At 64.7% G+C, this 20358-nt stretch carries 23 protein-coding genes; 13 read left to right on the top strand and 10 right to left on the bottom strand.

Annotated elements, in window-relative coordinates:
* Window positions 1-17: 17 nt before the first annotated feature.
* Complete coding sequence (locus tag OOZ63_RS15950) at window positions 18-1124, top strand: PQQ-dependent sugar dehydrogenase (protein WP_266006533.1); 1107 nt, start codon at window positions 18-20, stop codon at window positions 1122-1124.
* Between the two features lie 55 nt (window positions 1125-1179).
* Here the strand turns inward: OOZ63_RS15950 and OOZ63_RS15945 are convergent, their stop codons facing one another.
* Entirely contained in the window at window positions 1180-3258 is a 2079-nt protein-coding gene (locus tag OOZ63_RS15945) for a TonB-dependent siderophore receptor (RefSeq protein ID WP_266006532.1), read from the bottom strand.
* A gap of 766 nt (window positions 3259-4024) precedes the next feature.
* Between OOZ63_RS15945 and OOZ63_RS15940 the strand changes: the two genes are divergently transcribed.
* Complete coding sequence (locus OOZ63_RS15940; protein ID WP_266006531.1) at window positions 4025-4243, top strand: hypothetical protein; 219 nt, start codon at window positions 4025-4027, stop codon at window positions 4241-4243.
* Window positions 4244-4256: 13 nt separating this feature from the next.
* Complete coding sequence (locus tag OOZ63_RS15935) at window positions 4257-5414, top strand: PepSY-associated TM helix domain-containing protein (protein WP_416234739.1); 1158 nt, start codon at window positions 4257-4259, stop codon at window positions 5412-5414.
* 132 nt (window positions 5415-5546) lie between these two features.
* Here OOZ63_RS15935 and OOZ63_RS15930 read toward each other — a convergent pair whose 3' ends face one another.
* Entirely contained in the window at window positions 5547-6476 is a 930-nt protein-coding gene (locus OOZ63_RS15930) for a GGDEF domain-containing protein (protein WP_266006576.1), read from the bottom strand.
* Window positions 6477-6825: 349 nt separating this feature from the next.
* On the opposite strand from OOZ63_RS15930, the gene OOZ63_RS29220 reads away from it, so the two are divergent.
* Complete coding sequence (locus OOZ63_RS29220) at window positions 6826-7044, top strand: DUF86 domain-containing protein (RefSeq protein ID WP_416234740.1); 219 nt, start codon at window positions 6826-6828, stop codon at window positions 7042-7044.
* On the opposite strand, the gene OOZ63_RS15925 is transcribed toward OOZ63_RS29220, so the two are convergent.
* Window positions 6940-7170 carry a hypothetical protein gene (locus tag OOZ63_RS15925; RefSeq protein ID WP_266006530.1) on the bottom strand — a complete coding sequence of 77 codons (231 nt, stop codon included), beginning with the start codon at window positions 7168-7170 and terminating at the stop codon, window positions 6940-6942. The genes OOZ63_RS29220 and OOZ63_RS15925 overlap by 105 nt on opposite strands.
* A gap of 111 nt (window positions 7171-7281) precedes the next feature.
* Between OOZ63_RS15925 and OOZ63_RS15920 the strand changes: the two genes are divergently transcribed.
* The 4 genes from OOZ63_RS15920 to OOZ63_RS15910 are packed head-to-tail and all read left to right on the top strand — an operon-like array spanning window position 7282 to window position 8673.
* On the top strand, window positions 7282-7743 hold the full coding sequence (locus OOZ63_RS15920) for an RNA polymerase sigma factor (protein ID WP_266006529.1): 462 nt from the start codon (window positions 7282-7284) through the stop codon (window positions 7741-7743).
* A gap of 46 nt (window positions 7744-7789) precedes the next feature.
* A complete protein-coding gene (locus tag OOZ63_RS15915) occupies window positions 7790-8242 on the top strand; it encodes a FecR/PupR family sigma factor regulator (RefSeq protein ID WP_266006528.1) in 453 nt (150 codons plus the stop codon).
* Window positions 8243-8245: 3 nt separating this feature from the next.
* The gene (locus OOZ63_RS29215; protein WP_416234738.1) at window positions 8246-8572 is read left to right on the top strand and encodes a FecR domain-containing protein; all 327 of its coding nucleotides are present in this window, start codon (window positions 8246-8248) and stop codon (window positions 8570-8572) included.
* Entirely contained in the window at window positions 8524-8673 is a 150-nt protein-coding gene (locus OOZ63_RS15910; protein ID WP_266006575.1) for a type IV toxin-antitoxin system AbiEi family antitoxin domain-containing protein, read from the top strand. The genes OOZ63_RS29215 and OOZ63_RS15910 overlap by 49 nt, the downstream gene beginning before the upstream one ends.
* Window positions 8674-8911: 238 nt before the next feature.
* On the opposite strand, the gene fur is transcribed toward OOZ63_RS15910, so the two are convergent.
* The 3 genes from fur to OOZ63_RS15895 are packed head-to-tail and all read right to left on the bottom strand — an operon-like array spanning window position 8912 to window position 10772.
* A complete protein-coding gene (gene fur, locus OOZ63_RS15905; RefSeq protein ID WP_266006527.1) occupies window positions 8912-9361 on the bottom strand; it encodes a ferric iron uptake transcriptional regulator in 450 nt (149 codons plus the stop codon).
* A 13-nt stretch (window positions 9362-9374) separates the two neighbouring features.
* Entirely contained in the window at window positions 9375-9830 is a 456-nt protein-coding gene (locus OOZ63_RS15900) for a hypothetical protein (RefSeq protein ID WP_266006526.1), read from the bottom strand.
* 18 nt (window positions 9831-9848) lie between these two features.
* A complete protein-coding gene (locus OOZ63_RS15895; protein WP_266006525.1) occupies window positions 9849-10772 on the bottom strand; it encodes a ZIP family metal transporter in 924 nt (307 codons plus the stop codon).
* Window positions 10773-10968: 196 nt separating this feature from the next.
* On the opposite strand from OOZ63_RS15895, the gene OOZ63_RS15890 reads away from it, so the two are divergent.
* The 3 genes from OOZ63_RS15890 to OOZ63_RS15880 are packed head-to-tail and all read left to right on the top strand — an operon-like array spanning window position 10969 to window position 14513.
* On the top strand, window positions 10969-12630 hold the full coding sequence (locus OOZ63_RS15890; RefSeq protein ID WP_266006524.1) for a Na/Pi cotransporter family protein: 1662 nt from the start codon (window positions 10969-10971) through the stop codon (window positions 12628-12630).
* Window positions 12623-13372, top strand: coding sequence for an NUDIX hydrolase (locus OOZ63_RS15885; RefSeq protein WP_266006523.1), 750 nt, complete (start codon window positions 12623-12625; stop codon window positions 13370-13372). The genes OOZ63_RS15890 and OOZ63_RS15885 overlap by 8 nt, the downstream gene beginning before the upstream one ends.
* A 4-nt stretch (window positions 13373-13376) precedes the next feature.
* A complete protein-coding gene (locus tag OOZ63_RS15880) occupies window positions 13377-14513 on the top strand; it encodes an NAD(P)/FAD-dependent oxidoreductase (RefSeq protein WP_266006522.1) in 1137 nt (378 codons plus the stop codon).
* A 175-nt stretch (window positions 14514-14688) separates the two neighbouring features.
* Here OOZ63_RS15880 and OOZ63_RS15875 read toward each other — a convergent pair whose 3' ends face one another.
* Both OOZ63_RS15875 and aat read right to left on the bottom strand, forming a co-directional pair.
* The gene (locus tag OOZ63_RS15875) at window positions 14689-15432 is read right to left on the bottom strand and encodes an arginyltransferase (RefSeq protein ID WP_266006521.1); all 744 of its coding nucleotides are present in this window, start codon (window positions 15430-15432) and stop codon (window positions 14689-14691) included.
* On the bottom strand, window positions 15429-16202 hold the full coding sequence (gene aat / locus OOZ63_RS15870; protein ID WP_266006520.1) for a leucyl/phenylalanyl-tRNA--protein transferase: 774 nt from the start codon (window positions 16200-16202) through the stop codon (window positions 15429-15431). Before aat ends, OOZ63_RS15875 begins: the two co-directional genes overlap by 4 nt.
* A 24-nt stretch (window positions 16203-16226) precedes the next feature.
* Between aat and OOZ63_RS15865 the strand changes: the two genes are divergently transcribed.
* Together OOZ63_RS15865 and OOZ63_RS15860 are read left to right on the top strand one after the other, a co-directional pair.
* Complete coding sequence (locus OOZ63_RS15865; protein WP_266006519.1) at window positions 16227-16574, top strand: ArsC family reductase; 348 nt, start codon at window positions 16227-16229, stop codon at window positions 16572-16574.
* A 15-nt stretch (window positions 16575-16589) separates the two neighbouring features.
* A complete protein-coding gene (locus OOZ63_RS15860) occupies window positions 16590-17291 on the top strand; it encodes a riboflavin synthase subunit alpha (RefSeq protein ID WP_266006518.1) in 702 nt (233 codons plus the stop codon).
* A gap of 28 nt (window positions 17292-17319) precedes the next feature.
* On the opposite strand, the gene OOZ63_RS15855 is transcribed toward OOZ63_RS15860, so the two are convergent.
* Window positions 17320-18552, bottom strand: coding sequence for a hypothetical protein (locus tag OOZ63_RS15855; protein ID WP_266006517.1), 1233 nt, complete (start codon window positions 18550-18552; stop codon window positions 17320-17322).
* A gap of 70 nt (window positions 18553-18622) precedes the next feature.
* The gene (locus OOZ63_RS15850; protein WP_266006516.1) at window positions 18623-20347 is read right to left on the bottom strand and encodes an eCIS core domain-containing protein; all 1725 of its coding nucleotides are present in this window, start codon (window positions 20345-20347) and stop codon (window positions 18623-18625) included.
* Window positions 20348-20358 lie beyond the last annotated feature (11 nt).

The raw sequence follows: 20358 nt of genomic DNA, 5'->3' as shown, positions 1-20358 counted from the left end.
ATCTCATAATCTTCATTATGAAATACGTGCTTGCCTTTCTTGTGTGGATGTTGGCGTCGGTCCCGTCGGTCCAGGCGGCTGGCTACCGGATCGAGACCGTGGTCGCCGGGCTCGTGCACCCCTGGTCTCTGACATTCCTGCCCGGTGGCGGCATGCTGGTGACCGAGCGCCCAGGCCGACTGCGCGTGGTTGAGTCCGGGCCTGATGGCCGACTGCAGTTGCGCGCCGAGCCCGTTGCGGGTGTGCCGCCGGTGCTGGCGCGAGGGCAGGCCGGCCTGTTTGATGTGGTGTTGGATCCGGATTTCGTGAACAACCGTCACTTGCTGCTGTCCTTCGCACACGGCACGCCCGAGGCGAACCATCTGCGGGTGGTACGCGCCCGGTTCGATGGTCGCCAACTGCAAGACGTGCAAGCGATATTCACCTCCCAGCCGGCCAAGGCCGACACCCAGCATTTCGGTGCCCGCATTGCATGGCTGTCCGATGGAACCGTGCTGTTTGGCATGGGCGACGGCAATCTGGAGCGCACCGATGCGCAGCGACTGCACACCCATCTGGGCAAGCTGCTGCGCATCAGACCCGACGGTAGCGTTCCGGAAGACAACCCTTTCGTGAAGCGCACGGATGCCAGGCCGGAGATCTACTCCATCGGACACCGCAACCCGCAGGGCGTGGTGGTGGTGGACGGCGTGCCGTTTGCCCATGAGCATGGTGCGCGAGGCGGCGACGAGCTCAACCGCATTCAGCCCGGCGCCAACTACGGCTGGCCCATTACCACGGGCGGCGTCGACTACACCTACGCGCGCATCACGCCTTACCGGCGCCTGTCCGGCATTGAGCCGCCTCTGGTGGAATGGACGCCATCGATCGCACCGGCCGGGCTGGCCTGGTACGACGGGGCCATGTTCCCGGCATGGCGCGGAAGTCTCTTGGTCGCGGCACTGGTCGAGCGTAGCGTGCGCCGAGTGCCCATGGCCAAGGGCGTGGCGGGACAGCAGGAAGTGCTGTTCAAGGAGCTCGGCGAACGCATCCGCGATGTGCGCGCCGGGCCTGACGGTGCGATCTACCTGCTGACGGACAGCCCCGACGGTCGTGTGCTGCGGGTGGTGCCCGCAACTCCTTGAACGGCTACTGAATTTCTGCAGGTGCCATCGGCGTGGTCTGCTGCGGTCCTGGCCATCAGAGCTTGTAGTCGAGCGTCAGGCCGAAGTTGTGCGGCGCGCCGTAGATCGCGCCGTAGGCAATCGTGCGCAGGTACTTCTTGTCGGTCAGATTCCTGACGTTCAATCGCAGCGTCGCTCGGTCGCTCAGCTCGTAGGCCGCAAAGGCGTCAGCGAGCAGGTATGCATCCTGACGCGAGCCGCCAATCTTGAAGACGTCCGATTGCCATCGTGCCGCTACGCCCACACGCAGCGACGGCAGTGCGGACAGGCGCGTGTCGGCACGGATGTTGAACGTCTTGCGCGGGATCCATTCGCTGGTGTCACCGCCGGTCGGGCCGGTCAGCTTGAGGTGGGTGTAGCCCGCCGTCAGCTGCGTGTCCTTGGAGATATGGCCTGTGATCTCAGTTTCAAAGCCGCGTGACTTGACGTCCCTCGGCTCATACCAGGACTGCTGGGCCACCGGGTCGAAGCCGGCCTCGACGGCAATTCCGTTTTGCTTCGCCTGGAAGACGGCAATGGTGGTCAACAGTTTGCGGTCCAACCACTCGGCCTTGACGCCGACTTCGGCATTGATGCCCTTCATCGGTGCAACGAAACCACCGGTTTTGAGTCGCTGGTCCTGGACTTGAAAGATGTCCGAGTACGAGGCGTAGACCAGCGCCGCTGGCGTGATGTCGTAGGTCAGACCGAGGTAGGGGCTGGCCTTGTCGGTCTTCTCATTGTCAAGATTGACGCCACCGCCGTAGATTGAGGTCCCGTTGCGTTTGAGGCTGATGGCGTTGACGCCCAGGATGCCCTTGAGGCTGTCGGTCAGCGAAAGACGGGTGGCAGCGTAAATGCGCGTCAACTTCTGCTCGCCGTCCGCCCCCGGCGTCGTGCCGCCCCAGGTCGGCTCCGGATAGACGTTGCCCGGGTAGGGGAAGGCCGGTAACGCCGGGCCGGGTGCGCTGGTGATGCTGTAGGCGTCGGTCTTGGCGTCCAGCTTGGTGAAGCTCAGGCCTGCGGTGAGCTCGTGCTTGCGCCCGAAGGCACGGAAGCGGCCGGCGACGTTGGCGTCGAAGATATCGCTGGTCGACACGCTGTCGCTGCGGTAGGGCCAACCCACCAGGCCGGTGTTGTCGGGGTTCAGCGAGCCGGTCAGCGAGTAGGCGTAGAACAGCTTGGTGTTTTCCTTACCGTGGCGGTGGTTGTAGGTGAGCTTGCCCTCCCAGTCAGCTGAAAGCGTGTGGGTGTACTCAACGAAGGCGTTGTAGGAGCGGGTATTCCACCTCGTCCAGTCTTGTGCGGGCGAGGCCGATTGGTCGAATTCGGCCTGGCTGCCGTCGGTGCGGACCAGGGTCAGCGAACCCCACATCGGCGAGCGCTGTTTGGCATCCGCGAAGCCGAAGCCGAAGGTCAGCACGCCGCGGTCCCCGATCTGACCGTCGACAACGCCATAGACGGTGCTGCGCTTGTCATGCAGCGCGCGCAGGTGGGAACCCTTGTCCTCTTGCGCGACGACCAGCCTACCAGCCCAGGAGCCGTCGTCGCTGAAGACCTTGTTGTAGTCGAGCGCAACGCGCTTGAAGTCGTACGAGCCGACGCTCACGACCACTTCTGCGGTGTCTTTGTTGGTCGGACGCTTGCGCACATAGTTGATCGTGCCCGAGGCGTTGCCCAGGCCGGTCAGCAGACCGTTCGCGCCGCGGATCAACTCGATACGCTCGAACAAGTAGGTGTCCTGCTGGCCAACGACTGAGCCCCAGTCATTGGTCATGCCCAGGCCATCGACCTGGGTCAGCATGACCTGGAAGCCACGTGCGTTGATTTCGGCACGGTTGGTCTCGTACTGCTCGACGTTGACGCCGGTACCGTAGCGCAAGGCATCGAGCGTGCCGGTGATGCCGAGGTCGGCCAGCTCTTCCTTGCCGATCGTGCTGATCGACTGGGGCGTGTCCTTGAGCGCCAGTTGCAGATTGGTTGCGCCTTTGGAGACACGGCTCTCGCGCTTGCCGGTCACCTCGATCTTCGCAAGCGTGTTCTGAGCGTGGACGATGTCGCCCATGGCGAGGGAGGCTGCGACAGCGCAAGCGGTCAGCAGGAATTGATGCTTCATTCTTGTAATCCGTGTTGGACAGTCTGGAGTTCTGAGCGTTCTTCGCGAGGCCGAACAGTGCCTGGCCTGTGCTCTGGGGCCGGGCACCGGTGGGCGGCTCGCATATGCGCAGGGGTAGGGGAGTACGCAAATGCGACTTTATCTCAATTGATAGTGAGTCGCATTAACGTGCGTGCGGCCTGGATGCGATCGTGGGGCGAAGGCGACGTTTTGCGCTTCGCGACGAACGGGCCGGGGCCGGGTGGATGCATGTCGACCGCCGTTTGCCTCGACCCTCCCTGCGGCTCGGCGCCTGTATTGCTGAGCCGTGGCTTGGTCCGCCCGCGCCTCTTGAGTGACTGGCTCCATTGTGCGAGTCAGGATGCCCAGGGGTTGAGCGCTGTGGACGGGCGGCCCCGACGTATCTCATCCGGGGCGCTGAACTACAGGTCCTCTGCCGATCCCGATTGCCAAAGATCAATTGAATTTAACAAGACGTATTCTCATTTAGAATTCTGGGGGCTGAATGACAGCGACGACTGCGTCACGAACGCTTTAAGGACTGGAAATGACATCTCCGACGCTGCGCCTTTGGGCTTGGCCTCTGGCTCTGGGCCTGCTGACCGTCAGTGGTCTGCTGAGTGCTCTGGTCTCCGAGCATTGGGGCGATGCTTGGTCCTGGTTCGCACTGGGGCTGCCTGTGGCTGTCATGTGCTGGTGGAGTTTGCGCAGGTCCTGAAGTCTGTGCCCGCTGAACCCAACAAGACAATTTCCGAAGGACGTCGTGATGAATATGTTGAAGTCGGTGGCCGCTGCCACCGGTCTGTTGTGCCTGCTGTCGGCCGCTCATGGGCAGGGGTACATCGCGGCTATTGCCGAGGAGGCTGCCGCCGGCGAAGGACTGATCCTCGGTGGACGTGTCGTCCAAACCGGCAGACTCCATGTGGGCAGCGCCAACACGCTGAGCGTGCCGGGCTTGCACCTGAGCACAAACGCCGACATCTGAGGAGACTTCGACGATGCTGAGCGCCCGCGCCCTCAAGACCTGGTCCTGGCTGCACAAATGGAGCAGCCTGATCTGCACCGTCTTCATGCTGCTGCTGTGCCTGACCGGGCTGCCACTGATCTTTCATCATGAGATTGGCCACCTGCTGGGCACCGAGATCGAGGCGCCCGAGATGGCTGTCGACAAGCTGCCCAACCCACCGCGCGTCAGCCTCGACCAGGTGCTGGCCACGGCACGTGCCGTCCACCCGGACCGTATCGTGCAGTTCGCGTCGCCCGACGAGCATGACGACCGCATCTGGTTCGTCACGATGACACCGACACCGGCGCCTACCGATGACTTCAAGTCGGTGGTGGTCGATGCGCGCAACGGCGAGGTGCTGGGTCAGCCGAAGTTCGACGAGGGCTTCATGCACTGGATGTTCCGTTTGCATGTCGATCTGTTTGCCGGTCTGCCGGGCAAGTTGTTCCTGGGCCTGATGGGACTGCTGTTGCTCGTGGCCATCGTCACCGGGGTGGTGCTGTATGCGCCCTTCATGCGCAAGCTGGCCTTTGGTGAGGTGCGGCGCGGGAAGTCGGCACGGATCAAGTGGCTGGACCTTCACAATCTGCTGGGCATCGTGACCCTGGTGTGGTTCTTCGTCGTTGGCGCAACGGGCATGATCAACACCTGGGCTGATCTGCTGATCAAGTACTGGCAGTACGATCAGCTCAGTGTCTTGCTGGCGCCCTACAAGGACCAGCCCACCGTGGCCGAGGCCGAGCGAGGCTCGGTTCAGGCCTCGCTGGACGCGGCCAAGGCGCTGGCACCCAACACCAAGCTGTCCTTTGTCGCCTTTCCGGGGACGGCGTTCTCGAGCCCGCACCACAACACCTTCTTCCTGCGCGGCAACGAGCCCCTGACCTCGCGCTTGCTGCAGCCCGTGTTGGTTGACGCGAAGACGACAGCGGTCACTGCCTCGCCCCGCCTGCCCTGGTATTTGACCGCGCTGCTGGTCTCGCAGCCCTTGCACTTCGGTGACTACGCTGGCTTGCCCATGCAGATCATCTGGGCGCTGCTCGACATCGCCACCATCGTTGTGCTGGGCAGCGGTCTGTATCTGTGGTTCAAGAAGCGCCAGCCGCGTTCGCTGAGCGACGAGGCAGGCTTGGCCCTGCCTGCTAAGCCCTGAGGCTGCCTCGGCCCATGGTTGCCTTGCAAGGGCTGGCGGTTCAGGACCATGCTGGGGAGACTGAACTGGGTCGGAAGTAAGAAGGGGGTTTCAATCGGGGTGAGACCCAAGCCAGCCAGTTCGCAGCCCTAGTCATGCCGCTGACACGATTTGGTTCCGCCCTGCCTGCTTGGCCCGATACAGCCTGCGGTCCACCAACTCGATGAAGTGGTCTGAGTCTTGGCCGGCTGCCGGGATCATGGTGCCCACGCCCATGCTGACCGTAATCAACTGGCCAAGTGGCGAGTTTGCGTGCGGGATCTGGGCCTTGAAAATGGCCTGTCGGCAGCGCTCGGCAACGGCGGCGGCGGCCGCTTCGTCGCTGGCAGGTAGCACCATGGCGAACTCCTCGCCACCGAAGCGGGCAAGCAGATCACGTGGGCGGTTCGCAGCGCAGGCCAGTGCCTGCGCGATGCGCCGCAGGCAGTCATCACCGTCCAGGTGGCCGTGATGGTCGTTGTATCGCTTGAAGAAGTCGACATCGAACATGATCAGCGAGAGCGGCTGGGTGTTGCGCCGAGCCTCTTCCCACTCTTTGGCGAACACGGCATCGAACTTGCGCCGATTCGCCACGCCGGTCAGGCTGTCGAGGAACGAGAGATTCTCGAGTTCCTTCTGCAGGCTCAGCAACTTTTCCTCGGTTTTCTTGCGCTCGGTGATGTCGAACATGAAACCAATTAGCGATTCCACAGCCCCGTGCTCGTCGCGCACCACGTGTACGACGTCGCGGATCCACACGTACTCTCCGCAGGCGGTCAGCGCCCGGTAGTCTGCCTCATGGTCCACGCCTGCCTGCGACTGCGAGACGCAGAAGTTGACGACGCGCTCACGGTCGTCCGGATGCATGCGCGAGGCCCAATCATCAACGCTGACCCAAGTCGAGGGCGCCCAGCCGAGCAGGGCTTGGATCTGCGGGCCGATATAGCTGAAGGACAAGGTTGCCCAGTCGATCTTCCATGGGATGGCACGGGTGGATTCAAGCAGGGTTCGGTAGACGGCGCCGTTGGATTCGCTGGGATGCATGGGTGAGAGTCTGGGTTCGACGCGCAAGCATAGCGGCGGGACGCTGCAGGCAGACGTGAGTTTTCCGCAGAGTCGACTGATCGTGCCTCGAAGCGCCGCACTCGATCCTGGCTGGCCAGTGGCTGCTCTGGGCACTCGTGGCGACTGAGCAGTCGCGGCCACTTGCGCGCACTCCCGATGGTCCGCCATGGGGCCGAAATGGGGTGACCGGCGGCTGGCGGAGGTATTCCGGCCCCGAGGACGTTGTGACTGAAACAAGCCTCCATCCTGCGCTGCGCGACCGAGTGGTCGCGGATGCGGTCGCGTTGTCACGCCAGGGCCAGACAGCGACCGCGTGCTGCTGGCACTGATGCGGGAATGCACTGGACGCATTCGCGAATACACAGGCGGCGATATGACTCGGTTCGAGACATCGCGGTTGGTCCAAGACGCGGTGATACGCAATCTGCAGAGGATCACGGAGTCAAGCCAGCGCCTGTCCGGCGAGATCAAGGGGACGCAGGCGCAGGTTCCGTGGCGTGAACTGGCCGGCTTTCGCAACGTGATCGTCCAAAATGTAGCGCAGTGATTTCCCATAGGGAAAACGTTGCTGATCTTGCTGCCCTCGTGTTTGACGCATCTCCGTTTCGCGGCGGGCTGCTCGTTCGCGTTTGTATGCGAGTTGTGTTTTAGAACATGCTTGTTCCGGTTCCATTCTTCGTGGCGGTCGGGGCGGTGAACCGCTGCAAACAGCACTTTGCTGTCGTGCATTGCAGGCCTAAGATCATCGGCGCAACATCGAAAAACTCGGGTTCAGGGAGACTTCATGGCTGCACTCGCCGACTGGAGAGCCGTTTTGTCGCGTGTCAGGGGTACCTTGCGATGGCGTGGTTGCAATGGGGACGATGCAGACGATCTGATCCAGGATGCCTGCGTGAAGCTGGCCTGCTATGAGCGTACCCATGAGCAGCTGCAAGCTGACGCTTTCTTGCTGCGGGCGCTCCGCAACTCGGCGATCGATGCGCACCGGGTGATGCGTGATTGTGGCCAGACCCTGCTGCTGGAGGATGTGCAGGCGCAGATACCCGAGCCCGGGCTGGGCGCGTCGCTCTCGGAAGACACGGTGCTCGATGGGGAGCGCACCCCACGCATGATCGCGCTCCTGGCGAGCCTGCCCGCGCTCATGCACAAGCCTTTTTGTGGAGTATCTATTCGAGGGATTGAGCTACCCCGAGATCGCATCGACCCGTGGGCTCAGGGTTCGCGCGGTGCGGTGGCATGTTACTGAGTAAGGGCATGGTCGTGCTAACGCATCGGATGCAAGGGGGCTGAGCATGGTGGGGAGTAGCAAGCCGGACAAGGCGGACAAGGCGGATAAGGCGCACAGGCCGGCCAGGCCCGAGTCGGACGGGCGCGCGCCGCCTGTGGTGACTCGCAAAGTGGCCGCCGAGGCAGCGACCTGGATCGCCCGCTTGCATGGCCCAAACCGGTCGCCCGCGATGGAGCGTGCGTTTCGGGAATGGGTGTCGCAGTCCGAGGCCCATGGCTACGCGTTTGAGCGCTGTACCGATGTCTGGACCGATGTGCAGTCCTTGACGCCCGCGCAGATCTCTTCGGGAATGGCCAGACGCGATATGAATGCGGCCATCGCGCGCGCGCGCTTCTGGCGACGATTTCGCTGGCCGGTTTTGGCGCTGCTGATTGTGTTGATCATGGCCTCGGCATACGGCGTGCATTGGTGGCTGGCCGTGGACGTGTCCAGCGCCGGCGTGGGAGGGGCGCAGTAGGCCTTGCTCGCCGATGGCACGCGCATGCCCCTAAATACGGAGACGAGGGCGCGCCTGGCGCTCGACGAGGCTCGCAGGTCAGCGACGCTCGACATTGGCGAGGTGATAGTCGAGGTCGCCAAGGATCGGCTGAGGCCCTTTGTCGTCCACGCGGGTGGCAGCGATGTGGTGGCCGCGCGCGGCGAGTCTCGCGATGCCGCGCTCTGCGTCGTCCCGGTCGAAGGGGCGGTTAGCGTCCAGCCTGACTTGTCGAAGTCGACCCAGGCGAGAGCACCTGCAGCCTGCCCGTCGATGCATTGCGTGATCTCCTTCAGCGCTTCAAGAGCGTGAAGACCTGGCGTTTGTGCCTGCAGCTTGGCGGTGAGGCATCGCCGCGCCCGGTGGCCAAACTCGACCCGGCCACGCTTTCGACGGGTAGCGGCCGGCCCTGAGTGTCCTGTTCGGCCGATGGACTGTGGGGGCTCAAGGCATGAATCAGACCCGTCTCGACGCTGCGCGCCTGCTTGCACAGGCACCAGAGGGGCTTGGCGGAGTCTGTGCGCGGCTTGCTAGTTCGGGGCTGTCCTGCGAATGTGCATCTCTGTGCTGGATGTCGGCGCAGAACACATCATGACGAAGATGCAAACGGCTTTCCCTGAGGCGGGCGCTCTTGTCTTGGGTGGCAAGCCCTCAAGGCAGCCGCTGGCGTCCCGTGCCCTGGCACTGAGGGGCAGAGCAATAGCCATACAGGGCCAGCGCATGGTCCTGCAGCTCGAAGCCGTGGCGCAGCGCGATCTCGCGCTGGCGCTGTTCGATCTCCTCGTCGACGAATTCCTCGACCCGGCCGCAGTTCAAACAGACCAGATGGTCGTGGTGAGCGCCCTCGTCGAGCTCGAACACCGCCTTGCCCGGCTCGAAATGATGGCGCGACAGCAGGCCGGCCTGGGCGAACTGCATCAGCACGCGGTAGACGGTGGCCAGGCCGATGTCGGCACCTTCGGCCAGCAAGGACTTGTAGACGTCCTCGGCGCTCAGATGGCGCTGGGCGGTACGCTGGAAAATGCGCAGGATCTTGATGCGCGGCACGGTTGCCTTCAGGCCCATCGATTGGATGTCGGCGATATGGTTGGAAGCGCTCATGCAGGTGGTGGGCTCAATGCAGGGTGCGGGCGTTGTAGGGGCTGACATGCAGCTCGGCGTAGCAGTCCGGGCAAAGGCAGCGTCGCAGCTCGGCATGGGCGCCGTGCTGGGCCTCGAAGCGCAGCAGCGCGGCCTGGGTCTCGCGCAGGTGTCGCGTCGCCGCGTCACGCAGCGAGACGTGCAGGCCGCTGTTGCGGCTGGCCCGCAGCAGACTGGCGTGAACGCTGGCCAGCAGCTCGGCGGCCTCGTCCAGCGCGCCGGCGCGGGCCTGGGCCTCGGCCAGGTTCAAAGTGCTGACAACCACGGCGGCCACCGCGTCCTCGCCGTCCGGCCAATCGTTGAAGCAGGCCAGCGCCAGGCTGCGCGCCTGCTCGTAGGCCAGGATGGCGCGCAGATGCTCGCCGCGCTCGAACAGCTCGTTGCCCTGCAATGTCAGCTGGGTCCAGGTGTTGGGAGTGGGTGGGTTCATTGTTGAGGCTTGTTTGACTTATCCCAGGGCGGTGTCGAGCACCATCATCAGCACGAAGCCGATCAGCAGGCCGGTCGTGGCATGGCGCTCATGGCCCTGGCGGTGCGACTCGGGGATGACGTTGTGGCTGACGACGAAGAGCATCGAGCCGGCTGCGAAGGCCAGGCCCCAAGGCAGCAGTGCCGTACTGAGGCTCAGCAGCGCGGCGCCGGCCACGGCGGCCAGCGGCTCGACCAGCCCAGAGGCTGCACCGATGCCGGCTGCCAGCCAGCGGCCGGCACCCAGGCTTTGCAGCGCCAGGGCCACCACCAGACCCTCGGGCACGTCCTGGATCGCGATGCCGGTGGCCAGCGCGGTGGCGCGTGCCGCGTCGCTGCCGGCCGCCGCGACGCCGATGGCCAGGCCCTCGGGGATGTTGTGCAACACGATGGCGATGACGAACAGCCACAGGCCGCGCTCGCGGCGCGGGTCGCTCCGACCGGCTGTGCCGGCGTCGCCCAAGAAGTGCTGGTGCGGCAGCAGGCGCTCGACGCCCATGATCAGTGCTGCGCCAGCCAACAGGGCCGCGCCGATGCCGGCCGCGCTGGCCCAGCTACCGTGGCCCAGGCGGGCGGCGGCGGCCAGGGCCGGCACCAGCAGGGAGAAGCAGCAGGCTGCCAGCATCACGCCGGCGCCGAAGCCCAGCAGTGCATCATGGCTGCGCCGGCCGGGGGCGCGGGCGCACAGCATCGGCAGCACGCCTAGCGCGGTGGCCAGCGCCGCCATGCCGCCGGCACGAAGTGCAATCTGCATCGCCGGGGTCGGCGCCAGGTCCAGCCAGAGCTGCAACACGCCCAGCGTCAGGCCGGCGCCGACGATCAGCAGGCCCAGCAGCTGTTTGCCGCGCCAGCGCGATTGGGCGGCTGCGATACCGGGCAAGTGGGGGGCGGGGGGAACCAGCATTGGCCATCCATGTCCTGCCGTGACGGGCACGGCGCTGCGCAGGGCTGGCTGGAGGGCTGGCGATGGTGCTTATTTAAACAGTAATTATTCTCATTTGCAACAAAGCTGGAATTGCGCTGCCAAATCTGAAAGTTTGTGCGCAATGCAACAGCATGTGCCGGGAAGCGGCTGAGGCTTCAAGCAGAATCAATCGCCTATGTTGCATCTGTTGAATCTGTTGGCGGCCATCGCGCTGCTGGTTTGGGGCACCTACATCGTGCGCACCGGTGTCCTGCGCATCTTCGGGGCCAATTTGCGCGAGGTGCTGGCGCGCAGCGTCAGCAACCGCTTCTTTGCGATGAGTGCCGGTCTGGGCGTGACAACGCTGGTGCAGTCGAGCACGGCCACATGTCTGATCGTCGCCTCCTTCGTCGGCCAGGGCTTGGTGTCTACCGCCTCGGCACTGGCCGTGATGCTGGGCGCCGACATGGGCACGGCGCTGATGGCCGTGGTGTTCTCATTCGACCTGTCTTGGCTGTCGCCCGCGCTGATCTTCACCGGCGTGGTGCTGTTCATCTCGCAAGAGAAGACCACGGTTGGGCGCATCGGCCGGGTGGCCATCGGCTTGGGCATCATCACGCTGGCGCTGAAGCTGATCGTGGCGAGCACCGGTCCGCTGACTCAGAGCCCGGCAGTGCGCGCGCTGCTTGTTGCGTTGCCCAACGAGATCATGCTCGAGATCCTGGTCGGCGCCTTGCTGACCGTGATGTCCTATTCCAGCCTTGCCGTCGTGCTGCTGACCGCGACGCTGGCTGAGTCCGGCATGGTGCCGGCGACGTTGGCGATGGGCCTGGTGATGGGGGCCAATGTCGGCAGCGGCGTGCTGGCCGTACTGTCCACCGCCAAGGCCAATGTCTCGACGCGCCGCCTGCCGCTGGGCAATCTGATCTTCAAGCTGGCGACCTGTGCGGTGGTCGTGCCCTTGCTGCCGATGATCCACGTCGAGCTGCAACAATGGCTGCCGACGGTGCACCAGCAGGTGATCGCGCTGCACCTGGGCTTCAACATTCTGATGGCGCTACTCTTCATCGCCTTCGTGACGCCGATGGCGAAGCTGCTCGAACGCTTCATGGTGACGCCGCCGCCGGCCGCGTCGAGCCGGCCACGCCATCTGGACCCCATGGCCCTGGCCACGCCGGCGCTGGCGATCAGCTGCGCGGCCCGCGAGGCACTGCACCAGGCCGATGTGGTCGAAACCATGCTGCGCGGCATCCTGCCAGTGATTAAGAACGACGACACCCAGCTGTCCGGCGAGCTGCGCCGGCTCGATGATACGGTCGACGAGCTCTACTCGGCCATTAAGTTCTACCTGACCCAGATATCGCGCGAGGCGCTGTCCGAGCGCGAGGCGCGGCGCTGGACCGACATCGTCTCGTTCACGATCAATATGGAGCAGATCGGCGACACGATAGAGCGCATCCTCGAGGACATCGAGGACAAGAAGATCAGGAAGGGCCGTAACTTCTCCGAGGCCGGCATGGCCGAGATCGCCCATATGCACGAGCGCCTGCTGGCCAATCTTCGCCTGGGCATGAGCGTCTTCCTTGACGGTCATGTGCGCGACGCGCAGAAGCTGTTGGAGGAGAAGGCGCGTTTTCGCGATCTCGAGCTCGAGTACGCGGCCACCCATATCGCGCGCCTGCAGGACAACACCATGCAGAGCATAGGCACCAGCTCGCTGCATCTGGACCTGATCACCGATTTGAAGCGCATCAACAGCCATATCTGCTCGATCGCCTACCCCATCCTCGACTCGGCCGGTGTGCTGGCGCAGACGCGCTTGCGCGAGCCCAGTGGTCAGGTGCGGCTTGATGTTTGAGCAGGTTCCGCCTGATTGGCTGCGCTTTCGGCTGGGCGAACAGTTGCTGGGCTGGCTCAGCCCCGAGCGGGCAGCGCGAGCGCTGCCGCTGCTGCCAGGTGCCCGGCTGATCGACCAGGCGCTGTGCTGGAGAGGTGCTGCGGACCTGTCCGCCGCAATGCAGGCCGCCGCCGAAGCCTTGCGGGCCCAGGGCGCGATCCAAGGCTGGCGCGGCGAGGCCTTTGCCTGCGAGACGCCGCTGGCCGACCCCTGCAGCGCGCGCGGCATTGAGCTGTTCCGCATGGAGCGTGCGGCCTTCCGCTACTTCGGCCTGATGAGCCGGGCCGTGCACATCAACGGCTGGCGGCCCGACGGCCGTATGCTGTGCGGCCGGCGCGCACTCAACAAGCCAACCGACCCGGGCCTGCTGGACAACCTGGCCGCAGGCGGCCTGGCTGCCGGCGAGGAGCCGCTGGCCTGCGCGCGACGGGAGCTGTGGGAGGAGGCCGGTGTCGATGCGGCGTTGTCCGCCGCTCTGCGGCCCGGCGGCGCCTTGCGCACGGTGCGGCTGACCGCCCAGGGTCTGCACGACGAGGTCCTGCATGTCTTTAACCTGCGCATGCCGGCCGAGTTCCGGCCGGTCAACCAGGACGGCGAGGTGGCCGAGTTCCTGGACCTAGAACCCGGTTCGCTCAGCGGCTTCACGCCCGATGCGGCGGCCGTCATCGCCTACGCTATTGAACGCGGCGATCACAAGGAATAGCAAGATGGACAAGGTCGATGCGGTGGTGGTCGGGGCCGGTGTCGTTGGCTTGGCCGTGGGTCGTGCGCTGGCCATGAGTGGACTCGAAACCCTGGTGCTGGAGCGCGAGACGGCGATCGGCACAGGGGTCAGCTCCAGAAATAGCGAGGTCATCCACGCCGGGCTCTACTATGCCGAGGGCTCGCTGAAGGCCAGGCTCTGCGTGGCCGGCAAGCAGCAGCTCTATGCATTGTGCGACAGCCATGGCATTGCTCACCGCCGCTGCGGGAAGCTGGTCGTGGCCACCGGGCCCGAGCAGGTGGCAGGGCTGCGGGCATTGGCCGCTAAGGGTGCGCGCAACGGCGTTGACGATCTGCGCTGGTTAGCGCGCGAGGAGGCCCAGGCCCTGGAGCCGGCGCTGCACTGTGAGGCGGCCCTGCTATCGCCGTCGACCGGCATCATCGACAGCCATGGCCTGATGCTGGCGCTGCAGGGCGATCTGGAGCGCGCCGGCGGCGCGGTCGGCCTGGCCTCGGCGGTGCAGTCGCTGCGAATCACACCCCAGGGTCAGGTCTTGACGGTTGGCACCGACGATGGCGCCGCGATGGAGCTGCTGTCGCCCATCGTCGTCAACGCAGCGGGCCTGTCGGCACCCTGGCTTGCCGCGCAGACCGCGGGTCTGAATACCGCCGATGTGCCGACCGCGCATTTCAGCAAAGGCAACTATTTCTCGCTGCAGGGCAAGGCCCCGTTTTCCCGCCTGGTCTACCCGCTGCCGCAGGACGCTTGGCTGGGTGTGCACCTGAGCCTGGACCTGGGTGGCCAGGCTCGCTTCGGACCGGATGCCCAGTGGCTGCACGACGTCAGCGATCCAAGCCAGATCGACTACCAGGTCGACCCAGTCCGGGCCGAGGCCTTCTATGCCGATGTGCGGCGCTACTGGCCTGGACTGCCGGACGGCGCGCTGGCCCCGGCCTATAGCGGCGTGCGGCCCAAGATCCATGGCCCGGGCGAGCCGGCGCCGGACTTCCGCATCGACGGCCCAGAGCGCCACGGCGTGCCCGGCCTTGTCAATCTGCTTGGCATCGAGTCTCCCGGCCTGACCAGCTGCCTGGCCATTGCCGAGGAGGTGCTGCAGCGGCTCGGGCTGGTGCGGCATTAGACTGCTGGCGTGCTTTCGGGAAGCGTCATGTCAGACCTTGTCGCTGACCTCAAGATTCGCGGGCGGCCGAATGCAGAGATCGTAGTCAATCCTTAATTGGTATGAAATTTTCGGCGAACTGAAATACCGAAAAGAAGCCAGTTGTGCGCATTTCGCCAAAATGGCGAGGCCGACATCAGACCTCGGCGATCTGCCACTGGCCGTCGCGAAGAAGCTCGTGCGGACGAAAGCGGGCCTTGTAAGCCATCTTCTGGCTCTCGGCGATCCAGTAGCCGAGGTAGAGATGAGCCAGGCCCAGCTCACGGGCCTGCGCGATCTGCCACAGCACGTTGTAACTGCCGTAGCTGGCGGCCTCATCCGGCTCGTAGAAGGTGTAGACGGCCGACAGCCCATCGCTGAGCACATCGAGGATGGACACCATCTTCAGCGCCCCTTCCTCCTCGCCTGGTGCGGCCGGCGCACGGAACTCGACCAGGCGCGAGTTGATGCGGCTTTGCAGCAGGAACTGGGTGTACTGGTCGATGCTGTCGTGGTCCATGCCGCCACCCGAATGGCGGCCGGCCTGGTAGCGCAGATAGAGCTGGTAGTGCTCTTCGCTGAAGCCCAGGCGCATCACTTGCACGCTCAGATCGCCATGCTGCTTCCAGGCGCGCCGCTGGCTGCGCGAGGGCTGGAAGGCCGACACCGGGATTCGCATCGGCACGCAGGACTTGCAGCCGTCGCAATAGGGCCGGTAGGTGAACAGACCGCTGCGCCGGAAGCCCGCCTCAACCAGACCGGAGTAGGCGTCGGCGTGGATCAGATGACTGGGTGTGGCCACCTGGGAACGCGCCTGGCGGTCCGGCAGATAGCTGCAGGGGTAGGGCGCTGTGGCGTAGAACTGCAGCTGCGACAGCGGTAGCTCTTTGGGATGGGTCACGTGGCGGGCTTGAGGGTGGTCGAGACTGGGGCCGATTCTGCCTGCAGCCAGTCCCATAGCGCAGGCCGGAAGGCCCAAGATTGTGGGGAGGACTGCCCAACAAACTGCCGCAGATGGGCTTCGAACGCCGGCCGGGCCACCTCGGCCGCCCCCATCGAGGCCAAGTGCCGGGTGTTCTGCTGGCAGTCGATCCAGGGGATGCCGTGCTCACGGCATAGGCAGACCAGGGCCGCCAGCGCGATCTTGGAGGCATCGGTGGCGCGCATGAACATCGATTCGCCGAAGAACATGCGGCCCAGGTTGACGCCGTAGAGCCCGCCGACCAGCTCGCCGTCGATCCAGGTCTCGATGCTGTGCACCGCGCCTTGCGCGGCCCAGCGCGCATAGGCGGCCTGCATCTCGGGCAGTATCCAGGTGCCGTTCTGACCCTCGCGGGGGGCCTCGGCGCAGGCGCGCAGCACGGCCGGCGTTGCGCTGTCGACGCGGATCTCGCAGCCCGTCGTGCGGATGAAGCGGGCGATCGTCTTGCGCAGCGAACGGGTCAGGCGAAAGTGCTGCGTCTGCAACACCATGCGCGGGTCCGGCGCCCACCACAGGATGGGCTGGTCCGGCCCGTACCAGGGGAAGATGCCGCGCGCATAGGCCGCCGTCAGCCGCGCCGGGCTCAGGTCGCCGCCGGCGGCCAGCAGACCCGGTGCGTCCGAGTCGTGGCCGAGCGCACGGGAGGAGGGCGGAAAGTCGAGAGAAGCCTCGTCGAGCCAATCGATCATGGCTTCATGGTAACTTCCCGCCCCATGATTACTGTTTACGGCATTCCCAACTGCGACACGATGAAGCGCGCCCGCGCCTGGCTGGACGATCAGGGGCTGAGCTACCACTTCCACGACTACAAGCGCGCCGGCGTGCCGCCCGAGCAGCTGCAGCGCTGGCTCAAGGAGCTGGGCTGGGAGCGTGTGCTCAACCGTGCTGGCACCACCTGGCGCAAGCTCGACGAGGCGGCCAAGGCCGCTGCGGCGGACGCCGCCGGCGCGGCCGCGCTGCTGCAGGCCCAGCCCAGCGTCATCAAGCGCCCGATCATCGAATGGGACGATGGCCGCCTGACGGTCGGCTTCTCGGCCGAGACTTTCTCGCGCCATCTTTGAAAGCGACGCACTGATATGTTCACCGGCATTGTTCAAGGCATCGCCGAAGTCGCCGCCATCACCGACAAGCCCGGCCTGCGCAGCTTCTCGCTTGATTTCCCGCCTGGCTTCTGCCATGGCCTGGAGATCGGCGCCAGCGTCGCCAGCGACGGCGTCTGCCTGACCGTCACCGCGCTGCAGGGCGATACCCGGGCCGACTTCGATGTGATGCAGCAAAGCCTGAACCTGACCACGCTGGCCGGCCTGCGCCAGGGCAGCCGCATCAATGTCGAGCGCGCCGCACGAGACGGCGCCGAGATCGGCGGCCATCCCCTGTCCGGGCATGTGGACTTCATGGCCACGGTGGCCGAGATCCGTCGGCCCGAGAACAACCATGTGCTGCGCATTGCTGTGCCAGCGCCCTGGATGCGCTACATCTTCGCCAAGGGCTATATCGCGATCAACGGCGCCAGCCTGACCGTCGCCGAAGCCCACCGCGAACCCGGCGGCGCCGGCTGGTTTGAAGTCTGGCTAATCCCGGAGACGCTGCGCATGACCACCTTCGGCGACAAAGAGGTGGGGTCAGGTTTGAACATTGAGATCGAGCGGCAGACGCAGGTGATTGTCGATACCGTGCGCGCCGTCGTCGAGGATCGGCTCGGGGAGATGCTGCCGGGGCTCGAGAAACTGCTCGAGCGCGAGGGGCTCGCCGCGATCGGACGTTACGCAAAGCGCTGAGGCTGCGCTTGAGCGAGAGCTTGGTGTCTCACGAATACTTGAGCCGCTCGACCGCCCGAAGATCGAGCAAGATGCCTTGTCCGTCCACGCGTGCGCCCTGAGCGCCGGCCATCAACTGCTGCAGATCCAGCTGTGCCTCGGCATTGATGAAGGCCGGATGGATTGCATCGTGCCAGGCCGCGTAGAGCGCGGAGTAGCTGTGACCCTTTGTGTGCTCCGATTCGATCGTCTGCCGGGCGATGCCCGAGCCGATAAGGATCGAGCGGTAATCGCGCTCCGTGCGAGCCGCGTTGTAGCTGCTCAGCAGAGTCTGGAACATCTCTAGGGTGCTGACATGGCCTACGCCGAAGCCGGTCCACATTGCGCCTCTCTGGGGATCGTTGCCCAGATAGACGGCGTTCTCGCCGCTGAAGGCGCCATCGGGGTGGCGATGCTGGTAGTGGTCGTGGTTCTTGAAGTAGTACTTGGCACCGAGCACTAGCACCGGTGCGCCCTGCGGCGTGGTGCCGGCGCCCTTCAGCAGTGCCGCAGGGATGCAGTCGCCGTGATTGCAGTTGATGCGCAGGCGCTGGCATTCGGGTACGGCTTGGGCGTCGGCCGAGCCGAAGCAGGCGTCGAAGCGTACGTCGCCGAGTTGGCGGCGCAGTGCGTCCAGGTGCAGGGCGACCAAAGCCGAGGCGCACTCGGCGATCGTCAGGCCTGCGAGCCAGGCCTGCAGCGCGGCGGAAGCGCTGTGGGCGGCTTGCAGCGTCCAGTCCATCGGCGCGGTCCTCGCGAAAACGCCGGGCGCATGGCCGCCTTCGAATTCGGGACGCCACGCGTGCGGAAACTGCTGCTGATAGGCATGTTCGTACCAGACGCCCGAGGCCACATCGCCGCTTTGGTTGAGCGAGTCCATCTGATCGTTGACGCCTCGGCCAAGGTCTCGGTCATCGATCGGAAGGCTGTAGTCGGCATCCTCTAGCGCCTGGGCTAATGCCAGCTGGACGTCTGTGCCTCGCTCACGCCATTGAACCTCGGACAGCAATGATTGCAGGGCTTCACGTGTGAGTTCGCGCGTATTGATCTCCCGATTACCCCATTGCACCCTGACGCATTGAACCGGCGTGTCTTCGCGCAGCTGCAAACTCGCGAGCTGCTGGCGCTGGTCCAGCTGACGGGGGCTTTGGTCGAATCGTCCGGCTGCCGCGCCGCGATGGGCGTGTCGTTCCGGCAGGTTCGTCTTGATGGCGTCCCGTTGTGCCGTGGTGCGGTTGGACATCAGCGAGCTTCCATGCGCTTCGCGTTGCGCCTCAGTATTCGTGGATCAGCTGTCATCGGAAACCTGGCATTCAGTCCGTACCTTTGTTCAGGTCATGGACTGCAAAGGTCTTGTATTTCTTCATCGATTCCCACGAGGTGTCCTGCTCTGTGAAACCATGGGGGTTGCGCAGCGTGCAGGTATTCGCGTCAGCCTGCAGGACGCTCCAGTAATGGGTTCCCGTGGAGACAACCACCAGCTTGCCCTGCGCCACGCACCGGATCAAGTTTTCCTTGTCCATCAAATGACCTGCCCGAGGTTGATCGGTAGGCGCGGCGTGGCCAAGTATGGTTTCGAAGGTCGCCGTGGCTCCGCCGGTGTTGCCGGTCAGGCCGGCGTATCCTTTCTCAAGGTGTTTGGCGAATGCCTTTTCTACCAGAGCGGGCCAGAGGGGGGCGGTTTGCGTCTCTGCGCCGCTTGGTACCAGGCGCCCCGCGGACGAAAAGATGAACCGACTGGCCTGGGCATCGTCCTGTCGGGCGGGAAACCGCGCCGGAACCTGGATCGGGTAGGGCTCTAAACCGTCGTCACCGTCGGGTCGGTACAAGGTGACGGTGTATACATCGGCTATCCCGTCATTGGGCTGGATCATTTGCCGGATACGTTCTCGGCCCTGCGCCATATTGACCAGGGAAATCAGGGGAGCCAACAGCCAGCAATCGCCCAGCAGGCCCTGCCGCACATCTTCAACCTTGGGGGGCTGTCCGGGCATAAACGCGCGTCCCTGTGCATTCTCGTAGGCGATTGTTATGTCTTGGATTTGGCCATTGATTTCACCGCTGACGGTCCCGGGAATCTCGGGTTCGTCCTCCATGAGCTCGCCGATGAACTCGGCGATCTTGCCCCCCTTGAAATGACCGAGCGTCGAAGGGTTGAGGATCGGCAGATGCGCGATGATTTGCTTCATCTCCCGGGTGGTTTCCGTGCGTCCCGCTGCAGCCCAGTCGTACAGAGCGGTCCGTTCCTCCGGCAGAGCGTCGAAATCTTCGTCATCGAAATGGTTATCGATCGCCTTGGCAGCCAGCCATATTTGTTCGAGGGCGGCGGCCAGCGCATTGAAGTTCAGTTCCGACGTGACTTCGTAGGCCTGCAGCGCCTTTCTCATGGCCAGCCAAAGCTCTTTATCCTGAGCATCTATTTTTTCAGGCGCACTGTCCGACGTGAATTTCTTCAGTTTCAGCTGCGCGACCGGCTGTTGTGGGGGGGAGCGGAAGGGCTTTGTTCCCACGAGAGCTGAGGTGGCCGTCGAGTCAGCGGGAGCAGCCTGCGGGGCCAGCTGGGCGGCGCCTGCTGGCCCACCTTTCGCCCTGGCACCCATCCGATCCGCCTCTCTCTCCAGTCCTTCATCGACGTTCAGTGCGACGCCCGTGTACTGCTTCGTCGGCCTCACCCGCCCCTGTGCCTGCTGCACCACATGCCAGGCTTCATGCGGCAAGTGCTTCTCCTGCCCAGGCCCCAGATGAATCTCTGAGCCCTGCGCATAGGCATGGGCCTGCAGCGATGCCGGCTTGTCTGAGTTTCGATGCACGCGCACTGCGGACATGTCCATGCCAGACAGCGCCTCGATGCCGCTCCGGAGATGGTCGGGCAGGCCCGTCTTGTTGGGCGCCGGGGTTGCCTGCATCAGTTGGGCGATCTGCTGACCTTGCTGCAGCTGTCGAGGACCGCTCGCGGCCTTGCCCAGCTGCGTCTGCTGCCGACTGGCGGGTTCGTGCGGTGGCCTGTCAAAGGCCGTCCCGTCCGTGCGAGCTTTCATGCTTCGCTTCC

The organism is Paucibacter sp. PLA-PC-4, assembly GCF_026241155.1.
Classification (GTDB): Bacteria; Pseudomonadota; Gammaproteobacteria; order Burkholderiales; family Burkholderiaceae_C; genus Roseateles_E.
Note: the sequence above shows the minus strand (reverse complement) of the source record. Positions and strands in the feature narration are given on the sequence as shown.